Source organism: Fimbriimonadaceae bacterium (genome assembly GCA_023957775.1).
Lineage (GTDB): Bacteria > Armatimonadota > Fimbriimonadia > Fimbriimonadales > Fimbriimonadaceae > JAMLGR01.
Genome location: JAMLGR010000003.1, coordinates 99,792 through 118,804, shown reverse-complemented (window position 1 = coordinate 118,804; position 19,013 = coordinate 99,792). Strand labels below are relative to the sequence as shown.

19 protein-coding genes and 1 tRNA gene are annotated in these 19,013 nt (G+C 65.9%); 10 read left to right on the top strand and 10 right to left on the bottom strand.

The window, feature by feature from the left end; translation table 11 throughout:
- Window positions 1-7: 7 nt before the first annotated feature.
- The 3 genes from M9921_03620 to M9921_03610 all read left to right on the top strand — a co-directional run bounded on the left by M9921_03620 (window position 8) and on the right by M9921_03610 (window position 4,488).
- Complete coding sequence (locus M9921_03620; GenBank protein ID MCO5295924.1) at window positions 8-1,456, top strand: MFS transporter; 1,449 nt, start codon at window positions 8-10, stop codon at window positions 1,454-1,456.
- A complete protein-coding gene (locus tag M9921_03615; GenBank protein MCO5295923.1) occupies window positions 1,449-2,603 on the top strand; it encodes a beta-lactamase family protein in 1,155 nt (384 codons plus the stop codon). Before M9921_03620 ends, M9921_03615 begins: the two co-directional genes overlap by 8 nt.
- Window positions 2,604-2,814: 211 nt before the next feature.
- Window positions 2,815-4,488 carry a cation:proton antiporter gene (locus M9921_03610; protein ID MCO5295922.1) on the top strand — a complete coding sequence of 558 codons (1,674 nt, stop codon included), beginning with the start codon at window positions 2,815-2,817 and terminating at the stop codon, window positions 4,486-4,488.
- A 153-nt stretch (window positions 4,489-4,641) separates the two neighbouring features.
- On the opposite strand, the gene M9921_03605 is transcribed toward M9921_03610, so the two are convergent.
- The 3 genes from M9921_03605 to M9921_03595 all read right to left on the bottom strand — a co-directional run bounded on the left by M9921_03605 (window position 4,642) and on the right by M9921_03595 (window position 7,523).
- Window positions 4,642-5,685: a deoxyguanosinetriphosphate triphosphohydrolase gene (locus M9921_03605; protein MCO5295921.1), complete on the bottom strand. Its 1,044-nt coding sequence runs from the start codon at window positions 5,683-5,685 to the stop codon at window positions 4,642-4,644.
- A 319-nt stretch (window positions 5,686-6,004) separates the two neighbouring features.
- A complete protein-coding gene (locus tag M9921_03600) occupies window positions 6,005-6,703 on the bottom strand; it encodes a glycosyltransferase family 2 protein (GenBank protein ID MCO5295920.1) in 699 nt (232 codons plus the stop codon).
- A gap of 4 nt (window positions 6,704-6,707) precedes the next feature.
- Complete coding sequence (locus tag M9921_03595; GenBank protein ID MCO5295919.1) at window positions 6,708-7,523, bottom strand: hypothetical protein; 816 nt, start codon at window positions 7,521-7,523, stop codon at window positions 6,708-6,710.
- A gap of 60 nt (window positions 7,524-7,583) precedes the next feature.
- Between M9921_03595 and M9921_03590 the strand changes: the two genes are divergently transcribed.
- On the top strand, window positions 7,584-8,603 hold the full coding sequence (locus tag M9921_03590; protein MCO5295918.1) for a hypothetical protein: 1,020 nt from the start codon (window positions 7,584-7,586) through the stop codon (window positions 8,601-8,603).
- A gap of 124 nt (window positions 8,604-8,727) precedes the next feature.
- Here the strand turns inward: M9921_03590 and M9921_03585 are convergent, their stop codons facing one another.
- The 4 genes from M9921_03585 to M9921_03570 all read right to left on the bottom strand — a co-directional run bounded on the left by M9921_03585 (window position 8,728) and on the right by M9921_03570 (window position 11,191).
- On the bottom strand, window positions 8,728-9,057 hold the full coding sequence (locus tag M9921_03585; GenBank protein ID MCO5295917.1) for a TMEM14 family protein: 330 nt from the start codon (window positions 9,055-9,057) through the stop codon (window positions 8,728-8,730).
- A gap of 70 nt (window positions 9,058-9,127) precedes the next feature.
- Window positions 9,128-9,979 (bottom strand): hypothetical protein, encoded by an 852-nt coding sequence (locus tag M9921_03580; protein MCO5295916.1) that lies wholly within the window; start codon window positions 9,977-9,979, stop codon window positions 9,128-9,130.
- Window positions 9,980-10,019: 40 nt separating this feature from the next.
- Complete coding sequence (locus M9921_03575; protein ID MCO5295915.1) at window positions 10,020-10,610, bottom strand: sigma-70 family RNA polymerase sigma factor; 591 nt, start codon at window positions 10,608-10,610, stop codon at window positions 10,020-10,022.
- Complete coding sequence (locus M9921_03570) at window positions 10,607-11,191, bottom strand: DUF4446 family protein (protein MCO5295914.1); 585 nt, start codon at window positions 11,189-11,191, stop codon at window positions 10,607-10,609. Before M9921_03570 ends, M9921_03575 begins: the two co-directional genes overlap by 4 nt.
- A gap of 15 nt (window positions 11,192-11,206) precedes the next feature.
- Between M9921_03570 and lepB the strand changes: the two genes are divergently transcribed.
- On the top strand, window positions 11,207-11,758 hold the full coding sequence (gene lepB / locus M9921_03565) for a signal peptidase I (GenBank protein ID MCO5295913.1): 552 nt from the start codon (window positions 11,207-11,209) through the stop codon (window positions 11,756-11,758).
- Window positions 11,755-12,240, top strand: a complete 486-nt coding sequence (locus M9921_03560; protein ID MCO5295912.1) for an NUDIX domain-containing protein — start codon at window positions 11,755-11,757, stop codon at window positions 12,238-12,240. Before lepB ends, M9921_03560 begins: the two co-directional genes overlap by 4 nt.
- Window positions 12,241-12,377: 137 nt before the next feature.
- On the opposite strand, the gene M9921_03555 is transcribed toward M9921_03560, so the two are convergent.
- On the bottom strand, window positions 12,378-13,148 hold the full coding sequence (locus M9921_03555; protein MCO5295911.1) for a M48 family metalloprotease: 771 nt from the start codon (window positions 13,146-13,148) through the stop codon (window positions 12,378-12,380).
- A gap of 72 nt (window positions 13,149-13,220) precedes the next feature.
- Between M9921_03555 and M9921_03550 the strand changes: the two genes are divergently transcribed.
- Window positions 13,221-14,285 (top strand): Mrp/NBP35 family ATP-binding protein, encoded by a 1,065-nt coding sequence (locus M9921_03550; protein ID MCO5295910.1) that lies wholly within the window; start codon window positions 13,221-13,223, stop codon window positions 14,283-14,285.
- Here the strand turns inward: M9921_03550 and M9921_03545 are convergent.
- Complete coding sequence (locus M9921_03545; protein ID MCO5295909.1) at window positions 14,282-14,863, bottom strand: hypothetical protein; 582 nt, start codon at window positions 14,861-14,863, stop codon at window positions 14,282-14,284. The genes M9921_03550 and M9921_03545 overlap by 4 nt on opposite strands.
- 43 nt (window positions 14,864-14,906) lie before the next feature.
- On the opposite strand from M9921_03545, the gene M9921_03540 reads away from it, so the two are divergent.
- The 3 genes from M9921_03540 to M9921_03530 all read left to right on the top strand — a co-directional run bounded on the left by M9921_03540 (window position 14,907) and on the right by M9921_03530 (window position 17,979).
- A complete protein-coding gene (locus tag M9921_03540; protein ID MCO5295908.1) occupies window positions 14,907-17,477 on the top strand; it encodes a DUF5695 domain-containing protein in 2,571 nt (856 codons plus the stop codon).
- Window positions 17,474-17,890 carry a DUF948 domain-containing protein gene (locus tag M9921_03535; GenBank protein MCO5295907.1) on the top strand — a complete coding sequence of 139 codons (417 nt, stop codon included), beginning with the start codon at window positions 17,474-17,476 and terminating at the stop codon, window positions 17,888-17,890. The genes M9921_03540 and M9921_03535 overlap by 4 nt, the downstream gene beginning before the upstream one ends.
- A gap of 12 nt (window positions 17,891-17,902) precedes the next feature.
- Window positions 17,903-17,979 (top strand) — tRNA-Met (locus M9921_03530).
- Window positions 17,980-18,026: 47 nt separating this feature from the next.
- On the opposite strand, the gene M9921_03525 is transcribed toward M9921_03530, so the two are convergent.
- Entirely contained in the window at window positions 18,027-18,896 is an 870-nt protein-coding gene (locus M9921_03525) for a hypothetical protein (GenBank protein ID MCO5295906.1), read from the bottom strand.
- Window positions 18,897-19,013: the final 117 nt, after the last annotated feature.

Sequence of the window (19,013 nt, the reverse complement as noted above, 5' to 3'; positions counted from 1 at the left end):
CGCGTCGATGAGTGTCGAGTCCGAAACCCGGCCCGTCGAGGCGTCGGACGCCGAAGGCCACGCGAAGCAAAACCCCTGGTCGTACGTTCCCGTCCTCTACTTTCTCCAGGGCGTTCCCGTGATGATCATCCAGGGGATGGCGGGTGCGATGTACACGAAACTGGGGGTCGGGACGGGCCCGCTCGGACTGTGGACGAGCCTGCTGAAACTTCCGTGGATGCTCAAGCCGCTCTGGGCTCCGTTCGTCGAGGTGACTTCCACGAAACGCCGATGGATCGTCGGCATGCAGCTCCTCATCGCCCTCAGCCTGGTGGCGGTGGCCTTCACCATCACCCAATCGTGGTTCTTTGCCGGAAGCATCGGCGTGTTCTTCGTCACCGCGTTCCTCTCGTCCACGCACGACATCGCGGCCGACGGCTTCTATCTGCTCGCCCTCGACAAGAAGCGCCAGGCGTTCTTCGTCGGCATCCGCTCGGCGGCGTTTCGGTTGGGAACGCTCTTCGCCACCTTCGGCCTCGTCTACATCGCCGGCGATCTGGAGGAGCGGAGCGGCAACATCCCCCACGCCTGGTTCGTGGCGCTGCTCGTCGGCGCCGGCGTGTACGGCGTCTTCGCGATCGTCAACGCCTTGGTCATGCCCCATCCGCCGGCCGACCTGCCGGGCAGCGAACGCGCGAGCGAAGACCGTGTGCCGATCGTCGAAGCGTTTGTCTCCTTCTTCCGGCAGGAGCGCATCGTTGCGATTCTCGGGTTCATCCTGTTCTTCCGCTTCGGCGAGTCCATGATCTCGACGATGGCCGCGCCGTTTCTGCTCAAGCCGGTCGTCGAGGGTGGGATGGGCATCTCGACCAAGGCGCAGGGAGCCATCGGTGGGGCGGTGGGCGTCATCGCCCTCACCATCGGCGGTCTGCTCGGCGGATGGGTCATCTCGAAGTGGGGCATCAAGAAGAGCGTCTGGCCGATGGTGCTCTCGCTGAACCTGCCGAACCTCGCCTACATCTGGTTGGCGTCCGTCCGGCCGCCCAGCCACATCGATGCGACCTTGGCCAGCGCGCCGGACAATCTCGCGCTGTTCTCGGGCGCCTGGTTCTCGTATGTCGGAACCGTCTTCTCGTCGGCGTTCACCGATCCCATCGGACTGGTGATCGCCGTGGACCAGTTCGGGTACGGCTTTGGTTTGTCGGCCTATCTCGTGTACCTCATGTTCGTCTCGCAGGGGTCGCGGTACCCCACGTCCAACTATGCGGTGGCCACAGGGCTCATGGCGTTGGGAGCCTTGCTGGCGGGCTCGATCAGCGGGTACCTGCAGGAGGCGATGGCGATCGCGCACCCCGGCGATGGGTTCCTCTGGTTCTTCATCGCGGTGATGTTCTTCACCGTTCCCGGGATGCTGGTGCTGTTCTTCATCCCGATGGACCGGCAGGACATCAAGGAGGCGCAGATCGACATTGATTGACCTACAGGCAGCAGACAAAGTCGTCGAAGAGGCGATCACCGACGGGGCGTTTCCCGGGGCGTGCTACGCGGTGGGCCACTTGGGCTCGGTTTCGACCCGGGCGTTCGGGCGATTCATGCAGTGCCCGGAATCCAAACCCGTCCAAACGGACACGGTTTGGGACCTTGCGTCGGTGTCCAAGGTCGTCGGCACGACGACGGCGGCCATGCTGATGGTTGATGCGGGCAAACTCGATCTCGACGCGCCCGTCGCGCAGACCCTCCCGGAATTCGGGGCGAACGGCAAGGAGAAGGTGACGGTCCGCAACTTGCTGCTGCACGACTCGGGGCTTGCCGCCTTCCACGCGTACCAGCGTCAGTTTCGCAAGGCCGCCGAGGTGCTCGACGCGATCTACGCCGATCCGCTGACGTACCCGACCGGCACGAAGACCGTTTACAGCGACCTGGGAATCATCACGCTCGCGAAGGTGATCGAGCGCGTGTCGGGCTCGAGTCTGGACAGCCTGTTGCGGGATCGCGTGTTCGGACCGCTTGGCATGCGCGACACGATGTACAACCCGCCGGAACCCGTGCGAAGCCGTTGCGCGCCCACCGAGAACGTCGAACCCTGGCGAGCGGAGGTTCGCGCGATGCGGGGTCTCGAGATCCGGTCCACCGCTTGCCCCCATCCGCACGCGCAGGATTTCATCCAGGGCGAGGTGCACGACCCGAACGCGATGTTGCTGGGGGGCGTTGCCGGCCATGCGGGGCTGTTCTCGACGGCGGGCGATCTTGCGGTGTTCCTGACGATGCTGCTGAACGGCGGTCGTCACGCCGACCTGCAGCTCATCCAACCCGCCACCGTCGAGAAATTCACCGCCCGCGTCGGGGAGGGAAGCACGCGGGCGCTCGGTTGGGACACGAAGTCGGCGGAGGGCTCCTCGGCAGGCACGAAGTTCTCGATGCGGTCGTTCGGCCACACGGGCTACACGGGCACGTGCGTGTGGACCGACCCCGAGCGCAAGATGTTTGGAATCCTGCTCTCCAACCGCGTGCACCCGACGAGCGAGAACCTGAAGATCACCCAGGTGCGGCCGAAGTTCTTCAACGCGGTCGCGGAGGCCGCGGAGGGGGAGGGGGAGTTTCACGCAGAGGCGCAGGGGCGCTGAGGGGGGAGGTTTCACGCAATGGGCGCAAAGGGCGCTATGGGGGAAGGGGAGTTTCACGCTGAGGCGCTGAGGCGCGGAGGAAGAGTCTCACGCAAGGGGCGCAAAGGGCGCTATGGGGAAGGGGGAGTTTCACGCTGAGGCGCTGAGGCGCGGAGGAAGAGTCTCACGCAAGGGGCGCTGAGGCGCTGCACGGGTAGCCTTCGAGTCTCCGATGACTGGCTGGGGACTTCTGCTCGATCTTGTCGCGACGCTTGCCGCGGCGTTCCTTTTGGGGGCGCTGATGGAGCGGTTTCGACAGAGTGCCGTGCTGGGGTACATCGCCGCCGGCGTGGTCTTGGGCCCCGGCGTCGCGGGCGTGGTGCGCGAATCGGGAGCCGTGCACTCGCTGGCGGAGATCGGGGTGGCGTTGCTCCTCTTCTCGATCGGCCTTGAGTTCTCCTGGAAGGGCATGCTGAAGATGGGGCGCATCGCCCTGGTGGGCGGTTCGATTCAGATCGTGCTGACCGGGAGCGTGGCGTTCGGGTTGGCGGTGGCGTTCGGCCTGGACCCGGTGGGTGCGATCGCCATCGGGGCCGTCGTTGCCCTGAGCAGCACCGCGGTCGTCGTGCGGGCGCTGCGCGAAAGGAACGCCCTTGACGCGTCGTATGGGCGGGCTGCGATCGGCATTCTGCTTGTCCAAGACGTCGCGCTCGTGCCGCTGGTGCTTCTTGTGAACACGTTGGGCACCGAAGTGCCGGGCCTGACGATCCGGGCCAGCCTTCCGGTGCTGATCAACCTCGGCATCGTCGTGCTCTCCTTCGGTCTGGTGTTGCTTCTGCTGTTGCCTCGCGCCCTGCTTTCCAGGGCCATGACGCGGAACCGGGAACTGCCGATCCTCTTGGCGATCACGACGTGCATCGCCGCGGCCTACGGAGCGCATGCGGTCGGCGTGTCCCCGTCGTTGGGGGCGTTTGTCGCCGGCATGTTGCTCGGCGAGTCGGCGTTCGCCGACCAGATCCGCGTCGACGTGCTGCCGTTGCGGACGCTGTTCGTCACGCTCTTCTTCGCTTCGGTGGGCATGCTCGCGGACCCGGCGTGGATCGTGGCCCACCCGCTCCAGGTGCTCGGCGTCGCGGGCCTGGTCCTTGTGGGAAAGGCGACCATCGGCTTTCTCGCGGTGCGAGCCTCGGGGCTCACGATCGTCAATGCGATGGCCACGGGCTTGGCGCTCGCCCAGGTCGGGGAGTTGTCGTTCGTGCTGCTCCAGTTGGCGGCCAGCAAGGGAGTTCTCGAGCCCGACACGGTGCAGGTGCTCACTTCGGCCTCCGTCGCGACCCTGCTCGCCTCTCCGACGCTCGTCGCCACGGCGCCCGGCGTGGCGCGGAGGCTGGCCGTGCGGCTCTTCTCCCCAAGGCGCCTGGCGGTCGAGGAACGCCACGGTCCCAGGACGGCGCGCAGCGGCCACGTGGTCCTCGTCGGTTTCGGCGAGGCGGGGGAGTCGGCCTCGCGGGTTCTGTCCGATGCGGGTGTGGCGGTGTTCGTGCTCGAACTGAATCCGGCGCTCGTGCGGCGCGCCGAATCGCAGGGCCTGACCGCGCGGATCGGCGACGCCACGCACCCGGACATCCTCGAAGGCGCATCGATCCGGTCGGCTGAGACGCTGGTTGTCGCTCTTCCCGACGGACCCGTCGCGAAGTTGGTGATCTCCGAAGCCCGCCGCCGGGCACCCCACCTGCGCATCGTCGCGCGCTCGCGATACCACCAACTCGTCGACGATCTGCGGGCTTCGGGCGCCACCGTCGTGGTGGACGAGGAGTTTGTGATGGGACGGGAACTCGGGAACGCGACGTTAGAGCGCCAAGCCGCGCAAGAGGACGAAGACGACCCGGGCGTCAGTCTGCGGTAATCGTCGCCGCCACGGGTGCAATGGGTGCCACGGGTGCAACGGGTGCACGGGTGCCACGGGTGCCACGGGTGCCACGGGTGCCACGGGTGCACCGGGTGCCACGCCCGCTGGACGGGCGTGCGGTGATACCCCACCGCCACGCGTGCAAGGGGGTTACTCGGAGACGCGGAATCCCCGCGGAAGTCTCAGGTCTGCGTAGGTGTCCATCGCGTAGCGATCGGTCATGCCTGCCACATAGTCGATCGCGCCCTGAGCACCGGTAAAGCCGGGCGGAAGCGTCCCCGGCTCAAGGAAGTGGAAGAACAACTCCCGCACCAGCCGCTTGGCCTTCGCGAGGTCGGGGTAGCGCACCGGGTATTCGAGGTAGACGTTCTCGAACAGCCACTCCTTCATCTCGTTCATGGTCCCGAGCATCGCTGCCGAGAGCTTGATGGCGGGTTGGTCTCGGCTGTTGAGGATCACGTCCTCGACCATCGCTCCAATGCGTCGCGAGTGGGAGGGTCCGATCGCCTCGAACGCCTCCGGAACGCCCTCGATCATGCCCGATCGGAGCGCGTCGTCGAGATCGTGGTTCATGTAGGCGATGCGGTCGCTGATTCGCACCACCGCCGCCTCGAGGGTGGAGGTGGGTTCGCCGTCGAAGGCCGTCAGGTCCTTCCGGCCCTTGCTGTGCCCGCCGATCCCCGCCCGGGTCTCGTGGGTCAGGTTCAGGCGGCTGAGATCGTCCACGATGCGCAGCGACTGCTCGTAGTGGCGAAATCCGTCGGGGCACGGGTCGCTCTCCGCGATCGCCCCCGAGGCGCGCGCCTCGCGCATCGCCTCATCGAGGGCCGATTCCCCGGCGTGGCCGAACGGGGTGTGTCCCACGTCGTGGCCCAGAGCGATGGCCTCGATCAGGTCCTCGTTGAGCCGAAGCGCGCGACCGATGGTCCGGGCGATCTGGGCGACCTCGAGGGAGTGGGTGAGCCGGGTGCGGTAGTGGTCGCCGCGCGGTTCGATGAACACCTGCGTCTTGTGCTTGAGCCTGCGGAACGCCTTGGAATGGAGGACGCGGTCGCGGTCGCGTTGAAAGCACGTGCGCACGGGGTCTTGGTCCTCGTGCACCGGCCGCCCGACGCTCTCCGACGCCTTGAAGGCAAAGGGCGAGAGCGTCTCCAACTCCCGTTGCTCGATCCACTCGCGCACGTGTTGCGGCATCCCGTGGATTCAGACGTCGCGGAGGGCCGGAACGGTCCAGTTTGAAAAGACCCCTTGGCTGCCGACTTGGGAGAGTTCACATGCAGCGCGGGGCCTTTCCCGCTTGGACGTCTGGCAGAGCCCGTGGTTCAGGCATAAGGAGCTGCATAGCGCAGCGAGGTGCCACGCCCGCTCGACGGGCGTGCTCCGGCAACCAAGGGACTGCATCGCGCGGTGCCACGTCCGCTCGACGGGCGTGCTCCGGCAACCAAGGGAGTTTCATATCGGGTCACCCCTTTGAACCCGGGTCTCGCTGCCCTGAGATTATTGAGACGCTACACTAGATCTGTCCGAAGCGGTGCTTGAGCAACGTCCAGAAGGCCTCGGGGGCATCGGTCCACCGAATCTTCTTGCCCGCGTGCTTCGTGCGCGGGACGTACGAAATCGGGACCTCCACGATCTCTTCGCCCATCCGTATGGCTTTGGCGGTCACTTCGGGACAGAATTCGAACCGTCTGCACTGGAGGTGCATCGCCTGCAGCACCTCGCGCTTGAAGGCCTTGTAACACGTCGCCTCGTCGGTGATCTTGCGGAAGTAGAGCAAACCGACGCTCCATGCAAGGAGCTTGTTGACGATCTTGTTGGGCAGCGCCATGCCCTTGGGAAGCCCCTCGGCGAACCGGGTGCCGTAGACGACGTTCGCCCTGCCCTCGAGGATCGGCGCCACGAGCTTGGGAATCTCCTCGGGGAAGTACTCGAGGTCCGCGTCTTGGATGATCACCGCCGCGCCTCGGGCGTGGGGCAGCGCTTGGCGGATGGCGTTGCCCTTGCCTCCGCGCTCGGCGTTTCGGAGCACCTCGATCCGATCGCCGTACGAAGCGAGGATCTCGGGAGTGCGGTCCGTGCTTCCATCGTCGATGACCAGGATCTGCGTGTCGAGCGGAAGGGCAAGAATGCGGTCGAGGACTTCGCCAATCGTGTCCTGCTCGTCGAGAGCCGGAATCAGCACCGTCAAATCGGGATTGGCGCCGTCGGGCATTCGCTCAAGGATACCGGTCGCCCGGGCGCAACGGGATCTTCGTTGCCCCAGACGCCTCGAGGAACCCATCCTTGAGGCGGATCTTCTCGACGTGCACGGCGTCTGCCAGCCCGAGGTCCTTGGCGAGGTCCACCACGGGGTTCAACGTGTCGAGGAGGACCTTTCCGGAGGACGCGTCCGCGCGCCGGCCGTCGAAGAAGATCACGGCGTTGGCGAGCATCAGTCGGGACCCGTCGGGCGACTCCAGGGTGGCGATGACCTCGAAGTTCGTATGGACGACGATGAACTCGCCGTACCCCTCGACAAACACCTTGTCCTTCTCGATCCGCACCGAAACCCGCTTGATCTCCTTGAACTTGCGGAGGATGTAGGCCTCCAAGTCCGGCGCACGAATGCGAACCAACCCGGTCCCCACTCCGCTTTGGCTGAGCCGCACGGTGTGATGGCGTTGGGCGAGCCCGAAGTCGTAGCGGCAATCGGGGATCGACGCCTCGAGGTGCTCGACGCGCAAGCCCGCGAGCCGGAAATCGTCCAAGAAGAGCCGCAGCTCTCGGATGTGGCCGCTGCGCGGGCGATCGGGTTCGGTGTAGAGCGGGAGCTCGGCCGTCGAGAAGTTCGACGCGCGGATCGTGACCTGCTTGAGGTCGCCCATCGCTCCCCCGATCAGGCCGTTCAGCTTTGTTTGCACGTGGACGTGGCGATCGTCGCCGTCCAGTTTCGACGCGATCTCTTCGGCTGCGAGGCGTTCGAAGCGCTGGACCTCCGCCTTGCCGGCGTGGTATCCGAGCCCGAAGAGCGCAGCCAGAATCCAGGGATTCATGCCGCCGCCACGACCCGCGGCGGTTCGACGTATGACCTAGAGGCGGCGCCCATCTCCCGATTGTTGCACGTCGCCCCGATCGCCATGGCCACTCCCGATCCCATCCCCACCTTTGCCGAACTCGAGGAGGACGCGCTCCGCGTGCGCGTTTCCGCGGGTTTCTGGCCCCTCGAATCCTGGAGTTGGATCGAAATCGTCGGCGACGATCGGAAAGGGTGGTTGCAGGGCCAGCAGACGAACGATCTGCGAACCCTCGAGCCCGGGGGCTCTCTCGAACTCTGTTTCTGCTCGCCCACGGGGCAATTGCTTGCCGACGGCAAGCTGTGGGACTTTGGCGATTCCTACGTTCTGGGCCTGCCGACCGGTGGGGCCGAGACCGTTCTGCGACGGTTCGAGGAGATGGTGTTTCTCGAAGACGTCCGCGCCCAACCCCTCGGCCCCGTCACGGCGGTGACGGTCCAAGGCGCGAGCGCCACGGCGCGGCTGTCGGAACTGGTGTCGCTCCCGTCGCTCGATTCCGGCGTTGGAGAGATGGCGGGGCTCTCGCTCAGGTGTCTGCGTTCGGACCGCAGCGGTGTCGGCGGGTGGGACCTGTTGTTGGATGGATCGGCGGACGCCGCCCTCCAGATTCTTGGCGAACGATTCCCGAGCGTTCCTCCGGCAGCGGTCGGACTCCTGCGCATCGAGGCGGGAATTCCCCTGTTGGGCGTCGACACGGACTCGAAGACGTTGCCCCCGGAACTGGGACCGGCCTATCAGGAGGCCCACATCAGCTACACGAAGGGGTGCTACACCGGCCAAGAGGTGTTGATGCGCATGCACAGCCGGGGGCACACCAACCGCACGTGGATGGGGCTGGTCTGCGAGGAAGCGGTGCGTGCCGGAGACGCGGTGCGATCCCCTCGGCGTCCGGACGCGGGCAAGGTCACGAGCACCGTGGGACGCGTGGCGGCCGCGATGATCCGAAGGGAAGCGGCCTTCGCCGGCGAGGAAGTGGAGGTCGAAACATTTGCCGGCACGGTGAGGGCCGAGCTTCGGGCCATGCCGATGTTCGCGCAGCCGGGGAGCACGCCCGTCTAGCGGGTGTGGCACCTCCGGGACCGTGAACCGACTAAGGTGCCGAGCGGGGTGCAGATGGGGTGCAGATGGGGTGCCACGCCCGCTCGACGGGCGTGCCGCTCGATGACGAAGGAACCCCTCTGACTTAAGCGGGTTTGCGCGCCGCGAAGTGGCCGACGACGAGGCACACCAGCACGACGGCGGACAGCACGGTCAGCATCAGCGCGGGCATCACCTTCTGGGTCTCCAGATAGCGCTTCAGCATCATGATGCCGACGAGCAGCGTTCCCACGGTGGCCAAGCCATAGCCCGCCGACGGATGGCTCTTGGCAAGAGCGGCGCCGGCGATCACGACGATGCCGGTCCCGACCCCACCGATCAGAGACATCATGCTCCCCGCGCCGAAGTAGCCGTAGAGCCCCCCGAGCAGGTTCACGATGCCAAAAGCGATCAACACTCCATCCAACCAGCGCATAACAGCAGGTTACCGTAGAGGAAGGGAGCGGGACGCGAGGGGGGCGCCCCGCTGTGAGGCGGGAGGAAATCTACTCGTGCTCTTGGATCGTGAGCACGCCGGAGTAGCGCTGCTCCACCGAGAACCGGGTGTCCTTCAACGCCTTCGCCGCGTCGGCGAGAGGATCGGTCGAGGTGAAGTCCCACACCACCGTGCGGTCGGGACTGCCCGTCTGCAAGGTCACCGGGGTGCGGTAGTGATCTGCCAGAGCCAGCACGAACTCCCGGATCGTGCCCTGGCCCGTCGCGTGCGACGTCGGTTGCCGACCGGGAATGGCGACCATCATCGGGACGGTGCCGTCGCCGACGTCGATGCTGACCAAGCTCGCCGACGCTCCGGAGTTGCGCAGTTCGCTTCGCAGCAACCGGCCATCGACTTCGAGCCTCTCACGCTCAGTGCCGTCCGACACATTGCGCACGATCAACGTGTGCTTCTCGGCGGGGCGGTAGAAGAGCGTGGGAACGCCATCGATCGATTCCACGCGGAGGGGGACCTCGGCCGGCTTCGGCGACAGGACGTCGCCCGTCATGAGACCTCCGCCCTTATTGGTCAGCGATTGGACGGCGCCAAAGATCGCCAAAGCGCCCACGGCGGCGATGGCGAGGGGCCTCCACCACGAGAGCAGCGCGGGTTGGGAGGAGCGTTTCTGGTCGAAGACGTGCTTGTCGAGGCGGGCTTGAATGCGCTCGTGGAGGTCGTCGGGGATCGCGATCTCGATCTCGCGGATGGCATCGAGTTCGGCCATGGCCCGCGCGAAAGCCTGGTACTCGGCCTGAAGGTCGGCATCGGCGGCGAGGCGGCGCTCGAACGACTGCTTCAGTCCGGCGTCGATCGACCCTTCGTAGTATGCGGAGAAAAACTCCTTTGCCTTGGTGGCGTTCATTTTCCCTATAGACCTCGTCTTCTCTGGTCTCTTTGACTGCCTAGGCTCGGAAAAGTTCCTCGTCTTTCACAAGAAGTTCCCGCAGCGACAGCCGCGCCCGATTCAGTCGGCTCTTGACCGTCCCGATGGGCAAGTCCAACGCCTCCGCGATATCTTCGTAAGAGAGCGCCTCGACGTGGTACATCACGATCATCGCTCGTTGGTAGTCCGGCAACTGGCCCACCGCCACCTGCATCAACCGCTCCCGCTCGTTGCGAAGGGAGAGGTCGTGAGGGTCCTCCCCCGGGTCCTCGACCTGCCGATCCAGCTCGCCCTCCGAGGTCACCAGGGTCGCCTCGAGGCTGACCGTCGCCCGGCTCTTCTCCCGCTTGCGGCTGTCCAGGAAGCAGTTCGTCAAGATGCGGTACAGCCACGTGGTGAACGCGCTCTGGCCCTTGAAATTCTTAAGCGCCCCATAGACGCGAACGAAGGCGTCGGCGACGATGTCGGACGCCTCGTCGGGGTTGGGCGTCAGCCGAAACGCGTACTGGTAGGCGCGTCGCTCGTGTTTGCGGATCAGCGTGTCCACAGCGTCCCGGTCGCCCGACTGCGCACGCGCGATCAGCACCTTGTCGTCGGGGAAGCTGCTCATGACGAGAGGATGGATTTTGGCTCGCTGCTGAGCGCCTCCCGGATCGCCCTTTGCTCTTCTTGCGAGAGGTTCCTTTCCGACCTTCCGCCCAAAAGGGGTTTGCAGTAGACGCGGCACTCCGCCCGTCCGACCAGGCTCGTGACGAGTGCGCCGTCGCCGTTGTCGTCAAAGACCGCGAGCGCAAAGCTCTGTTGCCCGCCCACGTCCTCGAACGCGTTGTAACGCACGAGGCCGATGTGGCGCTTGGTGGTCAGGAGCTTGGCTTCGGCCTTGCCCATCCGCTTCTCCAGGTCTTCCACCCCCTCCTGAAGCTCCAGGCGCTCCGAAAGATGGTCCATCAGCATCCGCTCGAGGTTCTCGCCGCGCGCCCCTTCGAGCAGCGATCGCAGGCGCGACCTCATGCGCGCCACCCGGTTGGCGAGGATCGCGCAGACTGCCGCGAGGCCCACTGTCGTGACGATGAGCGCCAGAAGCAGTACGGCCGAGTGTTGGGATATGCTGTTGAGGACGCTCTGCATGGTCGATGCGGCCCATTCGGTGCGCCTTCCAGTATAGCGGACGATGCCGGAACCCGTTGGCATGCCGGGAAAGGGTGTATGAGGAGATCAAGCAAATGGGCGCTGACCGGATTCACGCTGGTGCTCATCTACGCCTTGGCGTTCCTCATGTTCTGGTTCTTCAACTTCCAAAAGGTCGTCGTGTCGGGCGTTTCGATGGAGCCGACGCTCAAGAACGGTCGGAATCTCTGGTCGTGCAAAGCCTATTGGTTGGTCGGACCGATCAAGCGGGGAGACATCGTCGTCATCCGCGAGGAGGCGGCCCACGACACGATCATCAAGCGCGTGTACCGGATGCCCGGCGAGGTGGTGGATTACGCGTGGATCCCCACGAACTACGCCGTGACCCAAGGCCCGTACGTCGTGCCCCAGGGCCAGATCTACGTGCTCGGCGACAACCGCCCTGAATCCGAGGACAGCCGCGTCTTCGGTTCGGTGCCGCTCGAGGAGGTCCGGGGCAAAATCGTCTTCTTCTCGTTCTGGTCCTTCGTCCTCGCGGTCGCCCCGATCGTCGTGATCGTCATCGGCGGGATCTTCGCCCGGCCGAAGTCCGGAGCCCACGGCAAAGAGGACTGGACTTCGGCCGTATGAGGCACTTTCCGGACGGCAAGTACGGCCGACAGGTCCTCCGTTTCCACGCGGCCCCCTACCGCCCTCCCCTTCGCTCGTTCGCGGTCCTGGTCTTTGCGTGGATGGATGCGAAGGTCTTGGTGTGCGACATCGCGGGACGCGGCTGGTGTGTGCCCAGCGGGCGGGTGGAACCCGATGAGAGCTCCTTCGAAGCGGTCCGCCGGGAGACGTTGGAAGAGGCGGGCGCCCTCCTTGCCGACGCCCAGTATTTCGGGTGCTACGAGATGCGCGACCGGCGCGAGGTGCGCTGGGCGGACTGCTACGCCGCCAACGTCGAAGGCCTGACCGAGATCGGACTCCAGGAGGAGTCGAGGGGCCGTCAGTTCGTGACCATGGAGGAGCTTCCCGAGGTGTACCACGTGTGGAACGAGCTGACGCGCCTCGTGTTCGAGCGTTCGCGGGAGGTCGCCGAGCGAGCCTTCGAGTGGCGGGGAAGCGACTGACCGACACCGACTCGCGGCTTGCGGCTCTTGGGGAAGGCGACGAGCAAGCTCGCGCACTCCCAGGGGGAGACCGACTCGCGGCTTGCGGCTTTGGGGAAGGCGACGAGCAAGCTCGCGCACTCCCAGGGGGAGCTCGCCTAGCCCTTCAGAGGTGTTTGGGGAGGGAAGGTGCGGTGCATCTTTGCCGCCCGGTCCTGAATCTTCTGAATCCGGTTCTTGTCATCCGGGTGCGTGCTCAGGAATTCCGGCGCGTTCTGGCCCTTCGACTTCTCCTGCAAAGTGCGGAACGAGTCCGCGAGCCCCTCGGGGTTGTAGCCGGCTTCGGCCATCAGATCCACACCCATCTCGTCCGCCTCCGTTTCGTTGCGGCGGGAGTAGGGGAGGCCGAGGATGAGGTCGTTGCCGATGCTGAGCACGTTGGTGAGGGTGTCGTTGGGCTGCAGGAAGATCAGGATCGCGGTCAGGCCGAGTTGGCGCCGCTGGTAGTCGGCGTAGGCGGAGGCCCAGTGCTCCTTGCGCACGTGCGTGAGCTCGTGCGCCAAGATGCCGGCGACCTGGTCTTCCGTTTTCAACAGATCGAACAGGCCCGTGTAGAAGAACACCGGGCCGCCCGGGAGCGCGAAGGCGTTGATCTCCTTGCTGTCGATGACGTCGAACGAGTACTGCCAAGGCTCCTTCTTGGCGCCCGCGGGTAGGGCGTGGAGGAGTTTGGACGCGATCCGGCGCAACGTCTCGACGCGCCAATCGGTCGCGGGAAGCACCTTCTCCTTCTTGCGGATGTCCTCGGCGGCGCGCTGCCCCAGCTTGACCTGGTCGGCTTTGCTCGGCTTGAGCCAGTCCGCCTGCGCCGGGAGTGCGGTGCCCAACGCGAGGACGAGAATGGCGGGGACGATGCTTCGGAACCTCATACGGTCTTAGACGATACCGGTCCTCGGGTTGTTTCGGTCCGTCTCGGGAGGGCGACTGGTAACATCGAAGGCATGTCCCCCTCGAAAGATGCCCTGTTGGATGCCTTGCGAGCCGTCCAAGACCCCGATCTGCACCGGGACATCGTGACCTTGGGATTCGTCAAGGATCTCGAGATCGACGCGGGCCGCGTCAAGGCGACGATCGAACTGACGACGCCCGCCTGCCCCGTCCGCGAGCTCCTTCAATCGCAGTGCGAGGAGGCCCTCGCCGCCGTCGAAGGGGTCGACCACGTCGAGGTGGAGATGACGGCGCGCGTGCGCGATCGAACCGCAAACACGGGAGACCTGATCCCTCTCGTCAAGCAGTGCATCGCGGTGGCCTCCGGCAAAGGCGGCGTCGGCAAGTCCACGGTGACCCTCAACCTCGCCATCGCGCTCGCCCAGCGCGGAGCCCGCGTGGGCCTGCTCGACGCCGACGTCTACGGACCCAGCATCCCCTTGATGATGGGCTGCTCCGAACGGCCGACCACCGATGGGGCGAAGATCATGCCGATCGAACGCCACGGATTGAGCCTGATGTCCCTGGGGTTCCTTTTGGAGGACGACTCCGCGGTGATGTGGCGGGGACCGATGGTCGCAGGTACGGTCAAACAGCTCCTCACGGACGTGGAGTGGGGCGAACTCGATTACCTGCTGGTGGACCTCCCGCCCGGAACCGGCGACGCGCCCATGTCGCTGGCGCAGCTCGTGCCGCTGACCGGCGTCGTGATCGTCGCGACCCCCCAACACGTGGCCGCGAACATCGCGGGCAAGTCCGTCCAGCTCTTCCGCCGCCTGAACGCGCCGATCCTCGGCGTCGTGGAGAACATGGCCGGCTTCGTCTGCCCGAGCTGCGGCGAGGTGAGCCAGATCTTCTCGGGGCTCTCCGGCGAGGAGTTGGCGGCCCGCCACGGCGTGCCCTTCCTCGGCTCGGTTCCGCTGGACCCGGGGATCAGCGCGGCATCCGACGACGGTCGCCCGGCGCTGCTAGCGAACCCGGAGGGCAAGCCGGCGCAGGCGTTCCGGTCCATCGCGGGAGAGCTGGTGCGCCACGCCAGCATCCTGTCCCACGAGGGCGAACCCGTCGGTGCCGGCTAGATTTCGGACTGCTCGAGCTGGTCCAGCCACGCCTTCAACGGGGATTGCTCGTTGCGTGCCAGCAGCTCGTTCACGTACTCCTCGCCCCTGATCCAGCGGAGAATCTGGTGCGGACGCGTCTGGAGCGCGAGACCTTCGGGCATGTACGGCCACCGGTCGGTCCGCGAGGTGCGCGCGCGCAGCGGAGAAACCGCGCCGACCAAATCGAACACGGGAACCGTGTCGGGCACGTTCTGAAGAAGCCGCTCCACCGCGATCTCCACCCGGTCGGGCGCCCGGCCCTCGGCGCGTCCTTTCAGGAACTTCTGGGCGCAGTTCTCGTCGACCGCGACGAGCACGCGGTCGGCCGCTTCCAACGCCTCCTCCGGCTCGGTCACGGTCTCCAACTCGTGCGCGGAGCGGGCCACGGTGAAGCACAACCGTGCGAACCGGTCGAAGAGGTCCGCCCGCTCCTCGTCCGCGTCCCAAAACAGGAGTTCGAGGGGGTGTTCGCCGAAGTAGGTGGCCAGCGAGGCGACCAGCGTCACCGACGTGGCGATGTTTCCCGAACCGAGGACGGTGACGCGGAGGGGGCGCATGCCGCCAGTCTACAAGGGGGAGCGGTACACTGCGCGCACCCCGATGGACGAATTCGGCCTTGATCGCCCCGAACTGACGGGCTCCCTCATCACGATGGAGTTTGGCGCCGGTGGACGCATCCAGCAGCTTTGGGCGGCGGATCCCGACCTGCCTGAAGAGCGCGACGAGTTCGAGTTCATCCTCAGCCCCATCACCTTTGGCGGCGAGTTCGCCGAGGACTACTTCCCGGGCACGATCCTCCTTGGCGCGCGAACGCGCACCGAAGAGCCGTGGATCCTCAGCCGCAACGTCTCGGCCCTGCCCATCGGCGACGAAGACGAGGAGGGAGGCGACCCCTTGCGCGTCGCGTTCCAGTACCACTTCCCCCTGCTGCCCGAAATCGAGGCCACGGGAGCGTTCTACGAGGTGCCCGGCGCCTTGCCCCAGATCTGTTGGGACGTGACGCTCCACAACCGCGGGCGGGTCAGCATCGAGATCGGGGAACTCGCCTTTCCCATGGCCCTGAACAACCTGTACGAGAGCCCTACGCCGGGCGATGGCGATTCGCGGGCCATGTTCATGGACAAGGTCCACGTGCACAAGTTCGTGGGCGGATCGGCCAGCCACCTCTTCGCCCAGCGTCTCTCCGGGGATCTGCCCGGCTTGGTCGTCTTCCCGGGCACCGATACGACGTGGGAGTTCTTCAACCACGTGCCGGCCTCGTTGAACACGCACTTCCGCTGGGAAGGCATCCCGGTGGTGTACGTCTACAGTCGGGCGGCCGTGGAGCGCGAGAAGTGGTCCACGTGGTTCTTCGACCACACGTCGCTGGTTCTCGAGGCGGGGGATTCGCGAACGGTCCAGACCCGCTTCGTGCCTGCGGAACGCGGACCGGACGGGGCGCTGCAAGCCCTCCAGTTCTGCGGGCAGCCCGTGATCAAGCTGTTGCCGGGGGCCGTCGCCCCCGTCGACGTCGGCGTGGCGGTCGAGATCGCCGGCACGACGCCCACGTCGTTCTATGTGAGCCGGGACGCCGAGCTCGAGACGGACTCCGACGAGGACGGCGGCTTCTGCTTCATCCGCCCCAAGCAGTCGGGTCCCATCAAGCTCACGGTCGAGGACACGAAGGGTCGAACCAGCACGTCCCACCTGCTGTTCACGGAGAACATCGAGTCGTTGGTCAAAGCGCGCGCCGATTGGATCGTCGCCAACCAGCAGTGCGACGACCCGCGCTCCACGCTCTACCGGGCGCTCGTGATGACCGATGTGGAGTCGGGCGAGAAGTTCGACCAGTACGAGGCTTACGGCAGCGCGTTCGCCCTGGAGGGAAGCCTGAGCGACGCCCTCTTTCTCGCGGAGAAGAACGCGATCTACCCCGATCGCACCCAAATCGCGACCTTGGACGCCTTCGTCACGGAGTTCCTCCAGGACGACGTCCAGAATCCCGCGGACGGCGCCGTGGGGAGCACGCTGGGCGAAATCGGTTCGGTTGCGCTCAACTTCGGCCGGGCGAACATGTATCCCCGCGTGGCGAACTTGTACCAATCGTTGGCCCGCATCGCCCAGCACTACGGGGGGTTGGCGCACGATGCCGCCGGGTACCGGCGTCTCGCGTGGCGCACGTGGATGGCGCTCTTTCGGTACGCGGTTTCGAGCCGCAACAGCCACACGGGGATCCCCGGATACGCCTCGGTGTTCGAGCTTCTCGAGGAGCTGGAGCGCGAAGGGACGTCGGAGGAGGCCGCCGCCCTGCGCACGCGGATCGAGGGTCGGGCCCGCGACCTGCTGCGCCACCGATTCCCCTTCGGCTCGGACGGTTCCGGTTTCGGCGAGGCCTTCGCCACCGCGCGCTTCCTGCGGGACGAGGGGCAGCGGGAACGCGCGGTGCGTTGCGCGCTTGCGGCCCGCTCCCTCGCGCCGTGCTGGTGGTGGTACGGCAGCGACAAGCGGCTCTGGGAGGACCCCGACGGTGCGGATTTTCCGATCGTCATCGACCATGGCGAGCTTTGCCTCGGAGGGCACACGCCCGGCAATTCGGGGATCTTCTTCAACGCGCTCGACCGCGACTACGCATTTGTGTCCGATGGCGCATTGAGGCTCGCGTTCGGCGGCATGCTGGGGGTCTGGGCGCTCGTCCGGGCGGACGGCGCGGCGTCGATGGGCTTCTGCCCAGACGCGGCGTCTCGGCACCACGGTTTCAGCGTGCTCACCGGAGATGTGGGGGCGGCCCTGTTCGACTACCTTCGCTTCGCGGGTTCGTACGTGCTCCCAAACCGCGACTACGGCGTGTACACCTTCGGTTGCCACTTCGAGGCGGGCGACGACTCGTACACGGTGCGGCCGTGGGACGGCGTGATGCGGCGCGTCGTCATGCGGCAGATCGGCGCGGAGTTTCGCGCGTCGTTCGGGCTCATTCGCGAGGTGACGCTCGACCTTCGCAAGCGATGGGCGCACGTGACGATGGAGAATCCGTCCGATCGAGACGTGCGCGCCGACGTCCGCGTGCGCGGACTTTGGGGCGAGCGGATCGGGTTCCTGGGTAAAACGTATGGGAGCGTCGAGGGAGAAGTAACCGTTCCGATCACGTTGCCGAAACTGGGGACGGTCCGACTCGAGCTCGAGGTTGTCCAATGAACGAGTTGCCCACCTGGTGGCTGGTCTTGTCCGCGTTCGCTTTCATCGTCAACGCGGTGGCGTTTGTTCTGCTCGCCTACGGCGTGCTGATGTTGCTGAAGACCGTGCGCGCCCTCCAACCGAAGTTGGCCGCCATCGCCGAGCGGGTCGAAACCCTGACGGGGAAAGTCGATGCCATCGCGACGGACCTCAAGGGGTTCTCGAGCAGCGCCAAAGGAGCCATGTCGACGGTCGAGGGCGGCACGTCCACGATCGTCCGAGCGGTGGCCGGCCTCACTTCCTCCTCCACGAAGCGGTTGGAGAAGCTGTCGCCCTATCTTGGGATCGCGCTCGCCGCCTTCAAACTGATCCAGGCGTACCGGTCGCGACCTCGCCGCGAGGACGTTGACACGGAGCCGGATGATGCGCCATAATCCACGCTAGACCGCGGGGTGGAGCAGTCTGGTAGCTCGTCGGGCTCATAACCCGGAGGTCACAGGTTCAAATCCTGTCCCCGCACCCAGTTTCGCAGAAGGCGTTCCCAATGGAGGGAGCGCCTTCTTTGCTTGGTCAGGTCTTGCCCAGCAGCGAGTCGAACCGCTCGCGGAGAAGCTCCTGCGATTGGAGCCCCATTTTGATGCTGGAGAGGTAGAGCGGCATGTCCCGCCCGTTGGACACCACAAGCGAAGCCTTGATCTCCTGGATCACGCGCTGGGGACTCGCGTCGGTCTCCATCATCGAGTCGATCTTGCCCAAGTGGTGGACGTCCGACTGAGAGACCGGCGAGGTGCTCCTGCGCCTCGTGGCGTCCAGGAACTGTTGGCGACTGAGACTCACCAGCTTGTCGAGAGGCTGCTGCCGGTCGCGCAAGACCCGCAGATGATCGCGAACCTGTGCGGCGCGGTCCGGCGCCAGGTGGGGCAGGATCTCTTCCAACTGGGTCAGGGTCACCCGCTGGTCGATGGTCGACGCGCCAACGGTCGTGAGTTCCGAGTACTTGAGCGTCTCGGCGACCTCGAGCGCCCGGAGGCAGTCGTCCGCAGCCGCGTCGAAGTCCAGGCGCGCCATGTCCGCGCGAATGAGCGCGTGGAGTTGGGAGAGAACGAGTCCCCGGCCTTCGAAGATCTGGCCCCGGGCGCCGTCTCGCGGGAGGTCTTCGTAGGTTCTCGGGGGCAGAGGCTTCAGCCGTCCCGCCTCACGTCCCTCGATCCAAAGATCGGCGATGGCCCGGATGCGCTCGGGCGTGGGCGTTCCGACCGAGAGATCCTGCTGGGTCAGCCTCAGCACGTCGACGTACGCGGTGATGCCGCGCTCGATCGCTGGAACGACGGGATCTTCGTCCCAAGGTTCGGCAAAGACCCGGGTCTCGAGCGCGATGCAGCCCAGCGTGAGCATCGGCGACAAGACCATGAGATGGTATACAAGCTTCCGTGCGGCCATCTTGTCTCAAATGATCGGCACGCAACGCTCCCACGCTCAGGCGAGGGATCTTTGGCGGGGTCCGGTACGTCTGCTCCTTGGGACGGGCAATGAGCCGATGGACCTAACCAGCACGAT